This window comes from Pararhizobium qamdonense, assembly GCF_029277445.1.
Classification (GTDB): Bacteria; Pseudomonadota; Alphaproteobacteria; order Rhizobiales; family Rhizobiaceae; genus Pararhizobium; species Pararhizobium qamdonense.
In genome coordinates this window covers 2,194,553-2,207,467 of sequence record NZ_CP119566.1, presented here as the reverse complement: position 1 = coordinate 2,207,467, position 12,915 = coordinate 2,194,553, and the positions used below count along the sequence as shown (strand labels likewise).

Below are 12,915 nucleotides of genomic sequence, written 5' to 3'. Positions count from 1 at the left end.
TTGACAAAAAATATTGTTGACCTATCGTTTCGAGCAATAGCTAAAAAAAGGGGAATGGATATGAACGCATGCAAGCTTGCTCTCGCCGCGCTCGGCGCAACCCTGTTGCCGCTTTCGGCCCATGCCGCAGAGGCGGAATCCTGCCGCGCCGTGCGCATGTCGGATCTGGGCTGGACGGATATCTCGCTGACCAACACCACAGCGGCCGTCATGCTGACGGCGCTCGGCTACCAGCCCACCCAGACGCTTCTTGGCCTCAACGTGACCTATGAAATGCTCAAGGGCAAGCAGCTCGATATTTTCCTCGGCAATTGGCGGCCGGTCCAGGACGAGCAGTTCAAGGCCTATTTCGACGACAAGTCGGTGGAGCCGCTGGCCACCAATCTCGAAGGCGCCAAATTCACCCTTGCGGTCCCGACCTATGTCGCTGCGGCCGGCGTCAAATCCTATGACGATCTCGCCGCCCATGCCGATAAGTTCAACCGGAAAATCTATGGGATCGAACCGGGATCGAACCAGCCGCTGCTCGACATGATCACCGCCGGAAACCACCAGCTCGCCGGTTGGGAAGTGGTCGAATCCAGCGAAGCGGCCATGCTGATGCAAGTTGCCAAGACGGCAAAGACCAAGGATTGGGTCGTGTTCCTCGGCTGGGAACCCCACCCGATGAACCTGATGTATGACCTCACCTACCTCTCCGGCGGCGACAAGGAATATGGTCCGAATTTCGGCGGCGCGACGGTGCGCACCATTGCCCGTGGCGGTTATGCGGCGGAATGCCCGAATGCGGCCAAGCTGTTTGCCAATCTGGTGTTCGACCTCACTTATGAAAATGTCGGCATGGACCTGATTTCGAACAAGGGTTTGTCTGCCGAAGACGCTGCCAAGCAGATGATCAAGGACCATCCGGAGAAGCTTAACGGCTGGCTTGCCGGCGTCACCACCTTCGACGGCGCGCCCGCCCTTGCCGCAGTGCAGGCTGCTCTGGGGCTTCAGCCGTGAGCGTTATCCAGGATTTCATGAACGCGGCGGTGCTTGAAGCTTATGACGCGCCGCTGCAGCAGCGCAAAGTCCCCGTCCCGAGACCCGGCCCCGGCCAGATCCTCGTCAAGCTGAAGGCCTGCGGCGTCTGCCACTCGGATGTGCATATCTGGAAAGGGCATGTCCGCCCGCCATCCGATCCCGTTCCCTTCATCCTCGGCCATGAGGGTGTCGGCACCGTCCTTGCCACCGGGCCGGGCGTCGCCGGCTGGCAGATCGGCGCCAGCGCCGGCGTGCCCTGGCTGCATGATACCTGCTGCCATTGCGACGAATGCGCGGATGGCATGGAATCCTTTTGCCAGAACCAGCGGGCGCATGGCCTGAATGTGCCGGGCGCCTTTGCCGAATATGTGATCGCCGATGCCGCCTATGCGGTCCCGCTGCCGGATGGCCTCGATCCGGTGGCGCTGGCACCGATCATGTGCGCCGGGGTGACCGCCTATGGCGCGGTGAAACGCTCAGGCCTTCGCTCTGGCGAAACCTGTGCCATCTTTGGCTGCGGCGGCCTTGGCCTCTACGCGGTTCAGATTGCTGCCAGGCTTGGCGCACGCGTCATCGCCATCGACCGGGATCCGGCCAAGCTTGAGCTTGCAAGCCGCTACGGTGCAGCCCTCACCCTGCTCGCCGACGCTGCGCTGACGGAAACGCTGGGTACGCCACAGTATAAAAGCCATGTCTGCATCAACTTCGCCCCCACCGCCGCAACCTGGGCGCCGATGATAGCAGCGATCCGGCCACGCGGCCGTATCGTCGCGGCAGCATTGGTGCCGGACCCTGTCCCGGTCAGCCAGGAATGGCTGACGGCAACCGGCGTCGTCATCACGGGAACGAGCGTGGGAACACGCGAAGAGATGCGCGCGGTCGTCGACCTTCACGCTGCGAAACCGCTGGAGAATGACATCGTGCCGATCGCTCTCGACGGCGTTTCACGCGCGCTGAGCGAACTCGACCAAGGCAAGGCCGCCGGCCGCTTCGTCATCACCTATTAGGACCGTCCCTTAGAGACGGACAAAGGCGATAAGGTTTTCAGGCTTCGTGATGCCCGACCATGCTCAATCCGATCAGGAGCACGATGGCACCCACGATGAAAGCGTCGAACATGGCGAAATGATAGAAGAACGTTGTCATAGCAGTATCCTCCTGGCGAATAGAATACTCCTAAACTGGCAATTTTCCAAATATTACTTGTAAAAACGAAAGAGGCCGGGAGATAGCCCCGGCCTCTTCAGTATTACGCAAGTGCAATACACTAATTTTGCTTTGCAGCAATATTAGTTCTTGGCCTTGTCGACCAGCTGGTTCTTGGCGATCCACGGCATCATGCCGCGCAGCTTGGCGCCGACTTCTTCGATCTGGTGGTTGTCGTTCATGCGGCGGATACCCTTGAAGCGGGCTGCACCCGAACGGTATTCCTGCATCCAGTCGGAGGTGAACTTGCCGGTCTGGATGTCGGTGAGAACGCGCTTCATTTCAGCCTTCGTTTCCGCCGTGATGATGCGCGGGCCTGAGACATATTCGCCCCACTCTGCCGTGTTGGAGATCGAGTAGTTCATGTTGGCGATGCCGCCTTCATAGATCAGATCGACGATCAGCTTGACTTCGTGCAGGCACTCGAAATAGGCCATTTCCGGCGCATAACCGCCTTCGACCAGCGTTTCGAAACCGGCGCGGATCAGCTCGACGAGACCGCCGCACAGAACGACCTGTTCACCGAAGAGGTCGGTTTCGCACTCTTCCTTGAAGTTGGTTTCGATGATGCCCGAACGGCCGCCGCCGACGCCGCAGGCGTAGGAGAGAGCGAGATCAAGCGCGTTGCCCGAAGCGTTCTTTTCGACGGCAACGAGGCAGGGAACGCCGCCGCCCTTCTGGTATTCGCCGCGAACCGTGTGGCCGGGGCCCTTCGGTGCGATCATGACGACGTCGAGCGTGTCCTTCGGCTCGATGAGGCCGAAATGAACGTTGAGGCCGTGAGCAAAGGCGATGGCAGCACCATCACGGATGTTGCCGGCGATGTCGGCCTTGTAGATGTCGGCCTGGAGTTCGTCCGGGGTCGCCATCATCAACAGGTCGCCCCACTTGGCGGCTTCGGCAACGGTCATGACCTTGAAGCCATCGGCTTCGGCCTTCTTGATGGTGGCCGAACCGGCCTTGAGCGCGATGACCACGTTGGTCGCGCCCGAATCCTTCAGGTTCAGCGCGTGTGCGCGGCCCTGGCTGCCGTAACCGACGATAACGACGTTCTTGGACTTGATGAGGTTGAGATCAGCATCACGATCGTAATAGACGCGCATTGTAATTTCCTTCCCTTTGCTTGTCTCTTTTAAACTCTTCCGGCCGCCCTCAGGACTGTGCCGAACTTTTTTCACTGCCGTAGAGGCGCAGAAAGGCGGATACCGCCTTTTGCGCCCTGCGGCCGAAATCCTTGGCCAAGCGGCCGCTATCCTCACCGAGCAGCATGCGCAGATGCAGGTCGGAAACGATCAGGCCGTAGAGCGTATCATAGGCGTCGTCCCGATCGCCGAACACCAGCAGTCCGGCGTCGCGTCCCGCTTCGAGCAGCGCCCCTGCCCGTTTGCCGATCTGCCGGCGGCCGCGCTCCTGCAGCATGGATCCAAGCTTGGAACCATCGCGGCTCGCCTGCCCGATCGCCAGCCGGTTGAGCGCCAGCGAGACATCGCCGGCCAAAACCTCCAACAGGTCGCGCGCAAACAGCACCAGATGCTCCTGCAAGGTCACTGATGTCAGCGTTTCGGCGGTATCGTCGAAGGTCCGGACCTTGCTGGCCTGAAAGCCGATCATCGCCGACAGGAGACCGTCGCGATCGCCGAACCATTTATACAGGCTTTCCTTCGAGCAGTTGGCCGCCCGCGCCACGCTCGCCGTCGTCAGAGCCTTCTCGCCGCCATCGACCAGCAGACGCAGCGCGCTGTCCAGAACATCGTTCTGGCGCGGCGAATAGTCCGGCTGGTGCGGGTGGGCGGCAAGCTGCAAGAAATCGTCCTCATTTACAGTACCGTACGGTACGGTTCGCCGCTTATGCCGCAAAGAACTGGACCGGTCAACCCCGTTTACAAGGGAATTTGAGGAAGCAGAGAAAGCGCAAACAAACCCTCCACACCGCAAACAGAAGCAACCCCCTCAAGGTCGAAAGAATAATCACCGCCAGCCCCAAAAATGGACACCTCAGCGCCATCAGGTCCCGTTCCGTTTCGGGGTATGCTCGGCTAGTGTGCGGCCTCAGACACACCATAGCCCGGAGTTTTCATGCCCCGCCTGCCCATATCAGCCCTGCTCCTGTCGGCGACGCTTGCCTTCTTCCCCGTAGCCGCCACCGCTCAATCCGATGAGGAGGTCTATAACCGAATCGAATCCCTGCATGGCAATGCCGGAGATCTCAGCGAACCGCTGCTGAGCCTCGTGGAAGCGATGGGCAATGATGATGCGGCAACGATCGCCGGGCTTGCCGAATATCCGCTGCGGGTGGCGGCCAATGGCGAAAGCTACGAGATCCAGAACGCCGATGATTTCATCGAGAATTTCGACTCGCTGGTGACGCAGGATACCCGCGATGCGGTCGCCGGCCAGAGCTTCGCCCAACTCTTCGTCAACAGCGACGGCGTGATGCTGGCCGATGGTGCCGTGTGGATGAGCAATGTCTGCGACACCGGTGATTGCAGTTCGTCCCACTGGGCCGTGATCAGCATCAACAATTGAACGCTTGGGGGAAAACCATGCGCCTTGATATGATCGCGTCGATAGCCGTCATTGCCCTTGCCACCACGACGCCGGTGCTTGCCGCCGGAGACGCGCCCTATGCCGGACGCTGGGATTGCGGCGTCGCGACCTTCAGCTTCACGGCGGATAGCTACGATGCCGGCGAAGGGCCGATGCCGATCCGCAAGGTCGAAAAGCAGGACGGCAACTATATCCTCTCCTTCGACGGCAACTACCAGATCGGCCTTTCAAGCGTCACGCCAACGTCGATGCAATGGCTGTCGATGGCCAGCGGCGACATGTTCGACTGCAAACGCCTGAAGCCTTGATGAGCAGGGCGACCTCATCCAACCCGGCAGCGTTCGGCTAGGAAATCGAGAAACACCCGCACCCGCGCCGGCATATGGCCGCCCTGCCCGAGAAAGATCGCGTGCACCTCTTCGCTGTCTGATGCCGTAAACACCTGCAGAACAGGGACCAGCCGGCCTTCCGCGAAATCGCGCCGCACCTGAAAATCCGCAAGCCGCGCTAACCCGGCGCCCGACAGCGCCAATTCCCGCAACGCCTCGCCATCGCTCGCCTGGATGCTGCCCACCGGCTTGATCACCCGGTCCACGCCATCGATGCAGAATGGCCAGCCGCCGCTTGCGCGGACATAGTTCGGACCGAGCAGATTGTGATCAGCCAGATCGCCGGGATGCCGGGGCATGCCCTTGCGTTCGAGATAGGCGGGTGCGGCAGTGATATGCATCTTCACGGCACCAAGCCTGCGCGCCATCAGCGCCGAACTCTTAAGCGGCCCCGCCCGCACGGCGACATCAGTGCGATCGTCAAGTAGATCGACGACGTGATCGGTGAGCGACAGGTCGAGCGAGACCTCGGGAAACTGCGCCAGGAATTCGGGAAGCACCGGCAAAAGCATGTGGCGGGCAAATGGCACATTGGTGCTGACGCGAATGCGGCCGCTCGGGCTGTCGGGGGTAGCAGCCGCCCGCTCCGCCTCATCGAGATTGGCCAGAACCTGCACGCCATGTTCGTAGTAGCGGCAGCCTTCCGGCGTCAGCTGCAGCTTGCGCGTCGAGCGGTTGACCAGGCGCGCGTTCAGCCGGGTTTCCAGCCGCGTCACCAGTTTGCTGACCGCAGACGGCGTCATGGCAAAATCACGGGCGGCGGCCGAGAAGCCGCCGAGATCGACCACCCGCACGAACACTTCCATCTCGCCGGAACGATTGATATCCAGCCGCGCCATTGTGCCGTCACCTCACAAATCCTATGCCTTACCGTTGTCTAGTTCTCAAATCGGCGCGCGTCCATATCTGATCCATCGACACATAGGAGACTGTCATGGACCTGCACAAAACCGCCCTCATCGTCGGCGCCAACGGCGTCATCGGCGGCAATCTCGCCCGGCATCTCGAAACATTGGACGATTGGTCGGTAATCGGCCTGTCGCGGCGCGGCGGGCAATCGACCGGGAAGATCCGGCATATTTCCGTCGATCTGCTCGATCCCACAGATTGCTTGAACAAACTCGCCGATCTCATGGGCGTGACTCATGTTTTCTACACTGCCTACCAGGAGCGCCCGACCTTCGCGGCGCTGGTCGCGCCCAATCTCGCCATGCTGGTCAATGCCGTCACCGCCATCGAACAGGTGGCGTCGAACCTCGCCCATGTCAGCCTGATGCAGGGTTACAAGGTCTACGGCGCCCATCTCGGCCCCTTCAAGACGCCGGCCCGCGAAGACGAAGACAATCACATGCCCCCGGAATTCAACATGGACCAGCAGGCGTTTTTGCAAAAGCAGCAACAGGGCAAGTCCTGGACCTGGTCGGCGCTGCGCCCCTCCGTCGTCATCGGCACCGCCACCGGCAATCCAATGAACCTGGCGATGGTGATCGGGCTCTATGCGGCGATGTCAAAGGAGCTCGGCCTGCCCCTGCGCTTCCCCGGCAAGCCCGGCGCCTACGATACGCTGCTCGAAATGACCGATGCCGGCCTTCTGGCGAGGGCAACCGTCTGGGCCGCCACCCATCCACAATGCGCCAACCAGGCCTTCAACATCACCAATGGCGACCTGTTCCGCTGGAACGAGATGTGGCCGAAGATCGCCCGCTTCTTCGACATGGAAACGGCGGCACCGCTGCCGATGTCGCTCCATGGGGTGATGGCGGACAAAGCCGCACTCTGGCAGGCAATGAAGGAAAAATACCGGCTTGCCGATCACCCCTATGAAGCCGTCTCGTCCTGGGGTTTCGGCGATGCGGTGTTCAGCTGGAACTACGATTTCTTTGCCGATGGCAGCAAGGCACGGCGGCTGGGCTTTCACGACTACGTGCAGACCGACGAGATGTTCCTGTCGGTATTTCGCGAGATGCGTGCCCAGCGGATCATTCCGTAATCCAACGATGCTTCGGCCATCCGGCATCCGGATGGCCGCAACCCGCAATATCTCATCTGTGTCGCGGCTATCTGCCCTGATCATTCCCGGCTGGCGGCGCCGGCAGCGTTTCCTTCTGCGTGATCAGCCGGGCGGTATGCTGGCCGCTGAGATAGATCCACAGCCAGCTCCACGCGACGACGAAGCGGCTGCGGGTGCCAATCAGGAAGTAGATATGGGCAAGGCCCCAGATCCACCAGGCGAGCGCGCCCTTCAGCTTGAACCGGCCGAAATCGATGATCGCCGAGCGCCGCCCGATCGTTGCAAGACTGCCCTGATGGCGGTAGCGGAAGGGGGGGAAATTGGGCTTCCCCGCCAGCCGCGCCTTGATGACCCCGGCCACATAGGCGCCCTGCTGCTTGGCGGCCGGCGCAATCCCCGGCACCGGCTTGCCGTCGTCTTGAATGACGGAGGCGGTATCGCCGACCACAAAAACATCGGCAAGACCAGGTGCGCCAAGGTTCTTTTCGACGATGACGCGGCCCGCCTTGTCGGCCGCAACATTGAGCCACTTGGCTGCAGGTGAAGCCTGGACGCCGGCTGCCCAGACGATCGTCCGGCTGCCGAGGAACCGCTCGCCGATCATCACGCCCTGCGCGCTGCAGTCCGTCACCCGCTCGCCGGTATGCACCTCGACACCGAGCTTTTCGAGCGCACCCTGCGCGTAAACGGACAATTCCTCGGCAAAGCTCGCCAGGACCCTCGGCCCCGCCTCGACAAGGATCACCCGCGTCTTGCGCGTATCGATATTGCGGAACTCCTGCGGCAGGGTGACGTGCGCAAGCTCTGCAATAATCCCCGCAAGCTCGACGCCGGTTGGCCCGGCACCGACAATGGTGAAGGTCAGGAGCGCGGCCTGCGCCTCGGCATCTGTCTCCAGCTCGGCCTGCTCGAAGGCAAGCAGCAGACGGCGACGGATGGTGGTCGCATCCTCAAGCGTCTTCAAACCCGGCGCCACGGGCTCCCATTCGTCATGGCCGAAATAGGCATGCGTCGCCCCTGTCGCCAGAACAAGCGTGTCGTAAGCGATGGTCTCGCCGCCATCCAGTGCCAGGGTCCTGGCCACCGGATCGACGCTTTCCACCGCAGCCAGAAGCGTCGTCACCTCCGGCCTGTCGCGGAACAGCCGCCGGATCGGCCAGGCGATCTCGGATGTGGCCAGCAGCGTCGTCGCGACCTGATAGAGCAGCGGCTGGAAAAGGTGATGATTGCGCCGGTCGATCAGGGTGATCCTGACGGGCGCACCCTTGAGATCCTTGACCAGCTGCAATCCGCCGAACCCGCCACCGATGACGACGACATGGTGAAGACTATCCTGCGGCATGATCCGATCTCCTGTTTTTTCAGTCTAATCTCTAAGCTTGCACGGGAGATATACAACTGCACTTTCGGCATGACACCCCTGCTCCGTCCGGCCGGGTAACTCTATCGGCATCTATCGCGCATATTCGACCGGCACCGACATGCCACTCTTGAGGATTTCCATCGAAATCGAGGCCGAGACATCGAACAGTTCGACCTTGCGGACGATCTGCTTGTAGATGACATCGTAATGTTCGACGCGCGGCAGGACGACCTTGAGGATATAATCGTAATTGCCGGTCAGCCGGTGCGCTTCGACGATCTCGGGAATATCGGCGATCACCTTGCGAAAGATGTCGATCCAGTCGTCGGAATGGTGCGCGGTCTTGATGAGCGCAAATACCGTGGTTGGGACACCCATCCGGTCGCGATCGAGAACCGCGATCCGGCGGGCGACATAACCGGTCTCCTCCAGCCGCTGGATGCGGCGGGAACAGGCGGAGATCGACAGGCTGACCCTGTCGGCGAGGTCGCCAACCGACAGGCTCGCATCCTCCTGCAGCAATGACAGAATCTTCCGGTCTCTTTCGTCCAGCACGCCCTGCTCTCCCCGGCATGTCCGCGCATGCAAGAATTATTTGCGCCACGAATTAAAATCGCGCAAAAAATACGCGCAAACGCCGCCGATGTCACGCAACAAAGCGAACTCTTTCCGTCTGGTATCAGTGACAATCTGCGCATAAACAAACACAGCGGAACAGGAACAGCATCATGCGCAAGATCGGCCTCATCGGTGGAATGAGCTTTGAAAGCTCGGCAGTCTATTACCGGATGATCAACGAGGCCGTGCGCGAACGGCTGGGTGCCTTGCATTCCGCCGAAGTCATGCTGCATTCCGTCGATTTCCAGACCATCGTCGAGATGCAGAAGGCCGGGCGCTGGGATGACGCCGCCCGGCGTTTGTCCGAGGTCGCACAAGGATTGGAAGCCGCCGGCGCCTCCTGCGTCCTGATCTGCACCAACACGATGCACCTGATCGCCGACGAGGTTCAGGCCGCAATCGCCGTGCCACTGATCAACATCATCGATGAAACGGCCGCCTCGATGAAGGCCGCCGGTATCAAGCGTCCGCTGCTTTTGGCCACGCGCTACACGATGGAGCATGGCTTCTACACCAACCGCATGGCTGCCGACGGCGTCGATGTCATGGTGCCGAATGCCGAGGACCGCACCCTCGTGCACGACATCATTTTCAGCGAACTCTGCGCCGGCATCATCCGCGACAGTTCCCGCCAGGCTTTGATGGCAGTCATCGAGCGGGCGAAAAATCAGGGCGCCGACGCCATCATTCTCGGCTGCACCGAGATCTGCCTGATTCTGGACCCGAAAAACCTGCCATTGCCCGGCTTTGATTCCACCGCCATCCACGCGGATGCCGCAGTCGCCTTCGCGCTTGAAGGCGTGTCGCAGGGCGGCAAAAAAGCGGCTTGAAGCCAGCACCATAATACTTGACTCAGTCAAATAAATTGCGATCATGGCGTTCGAAGGAGAATGCCATGCCGCAACACAGCCAGCCCGCTGCGTCCCATCAGGCCTTTACTGACATTAGCGACGACGAGGTCGAAGCGATCCGCGCCTTCAACCGGTTCTACACCAACCGGATCGGCGTGCTCGACCGCGCCTTCATGGACACCCCCTATACGCTGACCGAAGCGCGCGTGATCTATGAGCTTGCAGCTAAGGGCACCACCTCGGCGTCCCGGCTGACGGAGGAGCTGTCGCTCGACCCCGCCTATCTCAGCCGCATGCTCAAATCCTTCAGCGATGCCGGTCTTCTCGAAACCACCAAGGACCCGGCCGACGGCCGTGGCCGCCTGCTGCGTCTGACGCTGCGCGGCTGCGGGGTCGCAACCGACCTTGCGCAACGGTCGCGCCAACGCATCGTTGCGCTTTTGCAGCCGATCGCAGAAGAAGGCCGCCGCGATCTCGCTGCCGCCATGGCTTTGGTGCAAACATTGCTTTCCGGCGCCAGCAGCACCGAGGCTCCCATCACCATCCGGCCGCACCGGATCGGCGATATGGGCATGGTGATTTCCAGCCAGGCGAAGGCGTATACCGAGACCTATGGCTGGAACGGCGAATATGAGGCGCTGGTCGCGGAGATCTGCGCTGCCTTCATCCGCAATTTCGATCCCGCCTGCGAACGTTGCTGGATCGCGGAACGCAACGGCGCATTTCTCGGCAGCATTTTCCTGGTCAAGGGCGCCAGCGAAGGGATGGCCAAGCTGCGCCTTCTCAGCGTCGAAGCCGCTGCGCGCGGCCAAGGTCTCGGCACGAGACTGGTCGATGAATGCATCGCCTTTGCCAGGGACGCCGGCTACCGGCGGCTGGAACTGTGGACCAATGATATTCTCGTGTCCGCACGAAAAATCTATGTCGCCGCCGGGTTCACGCTGGGGCGGCAAGAGCCGCACCATTCCTTCGGCAAGGACCTCAACGGTCAGATCTGGGCGCTGGACCTGACGGCCCCAGATTCCGGCACAGCTCCATCCGCCTGATAGGACGTCGAAAGCCAGTCATGCTCCGTCAGCCCGGCGGATTTGAACGGTTCGATCACGGTGCCGGCCACGATTGCGGCCAAGAGGCCCGGCATGGGCGGCACCTTGGCAATGGTCGAGACCAGCCGGTCGCGTATCCATGCAATCGCAGTGGAATCCGACTGGTAGAACGGCGTGAAGGCGAGCGACAACAGCTGGAACAGCCGCACATGATTGCGCCGGGCCCGGGCATAGGCAGCCAGCGCCGAGGGGATATCGCCGGACATTTCAAGCGCATGGCTAAGCGCTGCTGCATCAAGCAGCGCCATATTGGCGCCCTGCCCCAACTGCGGGCTGGTCGAATGGGCGCTGTCGCCGATGAAAACCAGATTGCCGCTATAGGGCGGAAGCACAGTGCGATGCGCGTAGCGCGCCAGCGTCAGCTGCTCCCAATCGCCGATCTGATCGAGAAACGGCTCACAGTCCGGCCAGTAAGTGCGGATGACCGATTTCCACCGCGACAGACCGGCCGCCTTGACCGCTTCGACATCGGCAATCTTCAGGCTCCAGAAAAACGCCACCCTATCGCGATCACCGGGGCTGGCGCGGCCGGCCGGCAACAGGCCGATCATCACCTTGGCCTTGTCATAGCGCTGCGACAGCGCGGTTGGATCATAGCGCGCACCCGCACCGTCCAGCGTCGCCCAGAAGGCGCCATAGGCCAGGTCGCGAATGCGCGGCGCACGCTCCGATCCCGCCGCCAGTAGCGAGCGCGCGCCGCTGGCATCGATGACCAGACCATAATCACCAACCACCCGTGCCGCCTGATCCCGCAATTCGGCGCGCCCTCCATGCTGCACAGTCGAAGCCAGATTGAGCCCGGTACGGATCGGAATGCCGTCCGCAACCGCGGCATCGTGCAGGGCGTTGAACAGTGCCGCGCGCTGCACCGCCAGCCCGTAGCGCCCGCCGGGTGCCGCGTCGTAGCGCACGTCGAGAACCGTGCGGCCGCTGACGGCGTCGGCGCCGTGCAGCCGGTCGATGCGATTGCCGAGCGCGTGGATCGTGTCGAACAGACCAAGGGCTGCCAGCACCGTCAGACCGGTCGGCTGCATCAACAGGCCTGAGCCAACCGGCGCCGGGGTCTCGAACCGTTCGAGGATTTCAACGCGGTGACCGGCCCGCGACAGAAAAAGCGCAACCGCCAGTCCCGCAGGCCCCGCCCCCACCACGCCAATATCGATCTGTTTCATCCATGCCTATCCGGATAGCGCCCCGGCCGCATCTCTAACAGCCGGCGCAACGCACCGTCCAGCCGGGAAAGACACATGCTTTCACGCAGCGGCATCATATTCGGTGCGGGCCGAACGGATCGCCTGATGATGCTCCACCGACCAATCGACCAGCCCCTTCACCAGCACGAGAAAGGACTGGCCAAGCGGGGTCAGGCTATATTCGACGCTGGGCGGCTGCGTCGGAAAGACCTGACGGCCGATATAGCCGTCGCGCTGCAGGTCGCGCAGCGTCTGGGTCAGCATGCGCTGGGAAATATCCGGAATGAGACGGCGCAGTGCGGAAAACCGCATGGGGCCGTCAGCCAAAGCCAGGATCATCAGCGTATTCCACTTGCCGCCGATATTGTCGATGACGTCACGGACCGGGCATTGCTCGCGGGAAAACGCCATGCCCATGACGACGATCACGCGCTCGCCTTCGGTCTTTCCGGTCATCTTGTTCATGGGGCTCGGTATCCTTCACGTAACCACCGTAGAAAAAACTGCCTCCTTTACATCCGCCGGCAGATGACGAAATAAGAGAAGGTCTCATTTCGGAACCATATCTCAAACGGGATGCTTCGGCAACAAGCCGACGTCACTTGACA

14 protein-coding genes are annotated in these 12,915 nt (G+C 61.5%); 7 read left to right on the top strand and 7 right to left on the bottom strand.

The genetic code is table 11. From position 1 onward, the window contains the following. Positions 1 to 60 precede the first annotated feature (60 nt). Both choX and PYR65_RS10575 read left to right on the top strand, forming a co-directional pair. A complete protein-coding gene (gene choX / locus PYR65_RS10580; RefSeq protein ID WP_276117932.1) occupies positions 61 to 1,002 on the top strand; it encodes a choline ABC transporter substrate-binding protein in 942 nt (313 codons plus the stop codon). Continuing rightward, a complete protein-coding gene (locus PYR65_RS10575) occupies positions 999 to 2,030 on the top strand; it encodes an alcohol dehydrogenase catalytic domain-containing protein (RefSeq protein WP_276117931.1) in 1,032 nt (343 codons plus the stop codon). Before choX ends, PYR65_RS10575 begins: the two co-directional genes overlap by 4 nt. Positions 2,031 to 2,312: 282 nt before the next feature. Here the strand turns inward: PYR65_RS10575 and ilvC are convergent, their stop codons facing one another. Continuing rightward, a complete protein-coding gene (ilvC, locus tag PYR65_RS10570; protein WP_060640495.1) occupies positions 2,313 to 3,332 on the bottom strand; it encodes a ketol-acid reductoisomerase in 1,020 nt (339 codons plus the stop codon). Positions 3,333 to 3,381: 49 nt separating this feature from the next. Then, positions 3,382 to 4,032 carry a TetR/AcrR family transcriptional regulator gene (locus tag PYR65_RS10565; protein WP_276117930.1) on the bottom strand — a complete coding sequence of 217 codons (651 nt, stop codon included), beginning with the start codon at positions 4,030 to 4,032 and terminating at the stop codon, positions 3,382 to 3,384. 273 nt (positions 4,033 to 4,305) lie between these two features. Between PYR65_RS10565 and PYR65_RS10560 the strand changes: the two genes are divergently transcribed. Together PYR65_RS10560 and PYR65_RS10555 are read left to right on the top strand one after the other, a co-directional pair. Continuing rightward, complete coding sequence (locus PYR65_RS10560) at positions 4,306 to 4,755, top strand: hypothetical protein (RefSeq protein WP_276117929.1); 450 nt, start codon at positions 4,306 to 4,308, stop codon at positions 4,753 to 4,755. A 17-nt stretch (positions 4,756 to 4,772) separates the two neighbouring features. Next, on the top strand, positions 4,773 to 5,084 hold the full coding sequence (locus PYR65_RS10555; protein WP_276117928.1) for a hypothetical protein: 312 nt from the start codon (positions 4,773 to 4,775) through the stop codon (positions 5,082 to 5,084). Positions 5,085 to 5,098: 14 nt separating this feature from the next. Here PYR65_RS10555 and PYR65_RS10550 read toward each other — a convergent pair whose 3' ends face one another. Continuing rightward, positions 5,099 to 6,004, bottom strand: coding sequence for a LysR family transcriptional regulator (locus tag PYR65_RS10550; RefSeq protein WP_276117927.1), 906 nt, complete (start codon positions 6,002 to 6,004; stop codon positions 5,099 to 5,101). Between the two features lie 95 nt (positions 6,005 to 6,099). Here PYR65_RS10550 and PYR65_RS10545 point away from each other — a divergent pair, with 95 nt between their 5' ends. Further along, positions 6,100 to 7,155 carry an SDR family oxidoreductase gene (locus PYR65_RS10545; RefSeq protein WP_276117926.1) on the top strand — a complete coding sequence of 352 codons (1,056 nt, stop codon included), beginning with the start codon at positions 6,100 to 6,102 and terminating at the stop codon, positions 7,153 to 7,155. A 67-nt stretch (positions 7,156 to 7,222) separates the two neighbouring features. On the opposite strand, the gene PYR65_RS10540 is transcribed toward PYR65_RS10545, so the two are convergent. Both PYR65_RS10540 and PYR65_RS10535 read right to left on the bottom strand, forming a co-directional pair. After that, complete coding sequence (locus PYR65_RS10540; RefSeq protein ID WP_276117925.1) at positions 7,223 to 8,518, bottom strand: NAD(P)/FAD-dependent oxidoreductase; 1,296 nt, start codon at positions 8,516 to 8,518, stop codon at positions 7,223 to 7,225. Between the two features lie 111 nt (positions 8,519 to 8,629). Beyond that, positions 8,630 to 9,094, bottom strand: coding sequence for an Lrp/AsnC family transcriptional regulator (locus PYR65_RS10535; protein WP_060640523.1), 465 nt, complete (start codon positions 9,092 to 9,094; stop codon positions 8,630 to 8,632). 173 nt (positions 9,095 to 9,267) lie between these two features. On the opposite strand from PYR65_RS10535, the gene PYR65_RS10530 reads away from it, so the two are divergent. Both PYR65_RS10530 and PYR65_RS10525 read left to right on the top strand, forming a co-directional pair. Continuing rightward, a complete protein-coding gene (locus PYR65_RS10530; RefSeq protein ID WP_276117924.1) occupies positions 9,268 to 9,987 on the top strand; it encodes an aspartate/glutamate racemase family protein in 720 nt (239 codons plus the stop codon). Positions 9,988 to 10,052: 65 nt separating this feature from the next. Continuing rightward, entirely contained in the window at positions 10,053 to 11,054 is a 1,002-nt protein-coding gene (locus PYR65_RS10525) for a bifunctional helix-turn-helix transcriptional regulator/GNAT family N-acetyltransferase (RefSeq protein ID WP_276117923.1), read from the top strand. On the opposite strand, the gene PYR65_RS10520 is transcribed toward PYR65_RS10525, so the two are convergent. Both PYR65_RS10520 and PYR65_RS10515 read right to left on the bottom strand, forming a co-directional pair. After that, a complete protein-coding gene (locus PYR65_RS10520; RefSeq protein ID WP_276117922.1) occupies positions 10,997 to 12,286 on the bottom strand; it encodes an FAD-dependent oxidoreductase in 1,290 nt (429 codons plus the stop codon). The two genes, PYR65_RS10525 and PYR65_RS10520, sit on opposite strands and share 58 nt — an antisense overlap. Before the next feature lie 81 nt (positions 12,287 to 12,367). Beyond that, complete coding sequence (locus PYR65_RS10515) at positions 12,368 to 12,772, bottom strand: winged helix-turn-helix transcriptional regulator (RefSeq protein WP_060640505.1); 405 nt, start codon at positions 12,770 to 12,772, stop codon at positions 12,368 to 12,370. Between the last annotated feature and the right edge of the window lie 143 nt (positions 12,773 to 12,915).

What these genes read in the sequence shown, in the direction of transcription:
- PYR65_RS10555 (WP_276117928.1), top strand. Translation starts at nt 4,773, where the DNA reads ATGCGCCTTGATATGATCGCGTCGATAGCCGTCATTGCCCTTGCCACC.
- PYR65_RS10525 (WP_276117923.1), top strand. Translation starts at nt 10,053, where the DNA reads ATGCCGCAACACAGCCAGCCCGCTGCGTCCCATCAGGCCTTTACTGAC.
- PYR65_RS10540 (WP_276117925.1), bottom strand. Translation starts at nt 8,518, where the DNA reads ATGCCGCAGGATAGTCTTCACCATGTCGTCGTCATCGGTGGCGGGTTC.
- PYR65_RS10550 (WP_276117927.1), bottom strand. Translation starts at nt 6,004, where the DNA reads ATGGCGCGGCTGGATATCAATCGTTCCGGCGAGATGGAAGTGTTCGTG.
- PYR65_RS10520 (WP_276117922.1), bottom strand. Translation starts at nt 12,286, where the DNA reads ATGAAACAGATCGATATTGGCGTGGTGGGGGCGGGGCCTGCGGGACTG.
- ilvC (WP_060640495.1), bottom strand. Translation starts at nt 3,332, where the DNA reads ATGCGCGTCTATTACGATCGTGATGCTGATCTCAACCTCATCAAGTCC.
- choX (WP_276117932.1), top strand. Translation starts at nt 61, where the DNA reads ATGAACGCATGCAAGCTTGCTCTCGCCGCGCTCGGCGCAACCCTGTTG.
- PYR65_RS10530 (WP_276117924.1), top strand. Translation starts at nt 9,268, where the DNA reads ATGCGCAAGATCGGCCTCATCGGTGGAATGAGCTTTGAAAGCTCGGCA.
- PYR65_RS10560 (WP_276117929.1), top strand. Translation starts at nt 4,306, where the DNA reads ATGCCCCGCCTGCCCATATCAGCCCTGCTCCTGTCGGCGACGCTTGCC.
- PYR65_RS10545 (WP_276117926.1), top strand. Translation starts at nt 6,100, where the DNA reads ATGGACCTGCACAAAACCGCCCTCATCGTCGGCGCCAACGGCGTCATC.
- PYR65_RS10515 (WP_060640505.1), bottom strand. Translation starts at nt 12,772, where the DNA reads ATGAACAAGATGACCGGAAAGACCGAAGGCGAGCGCGTGATCGTCGTC.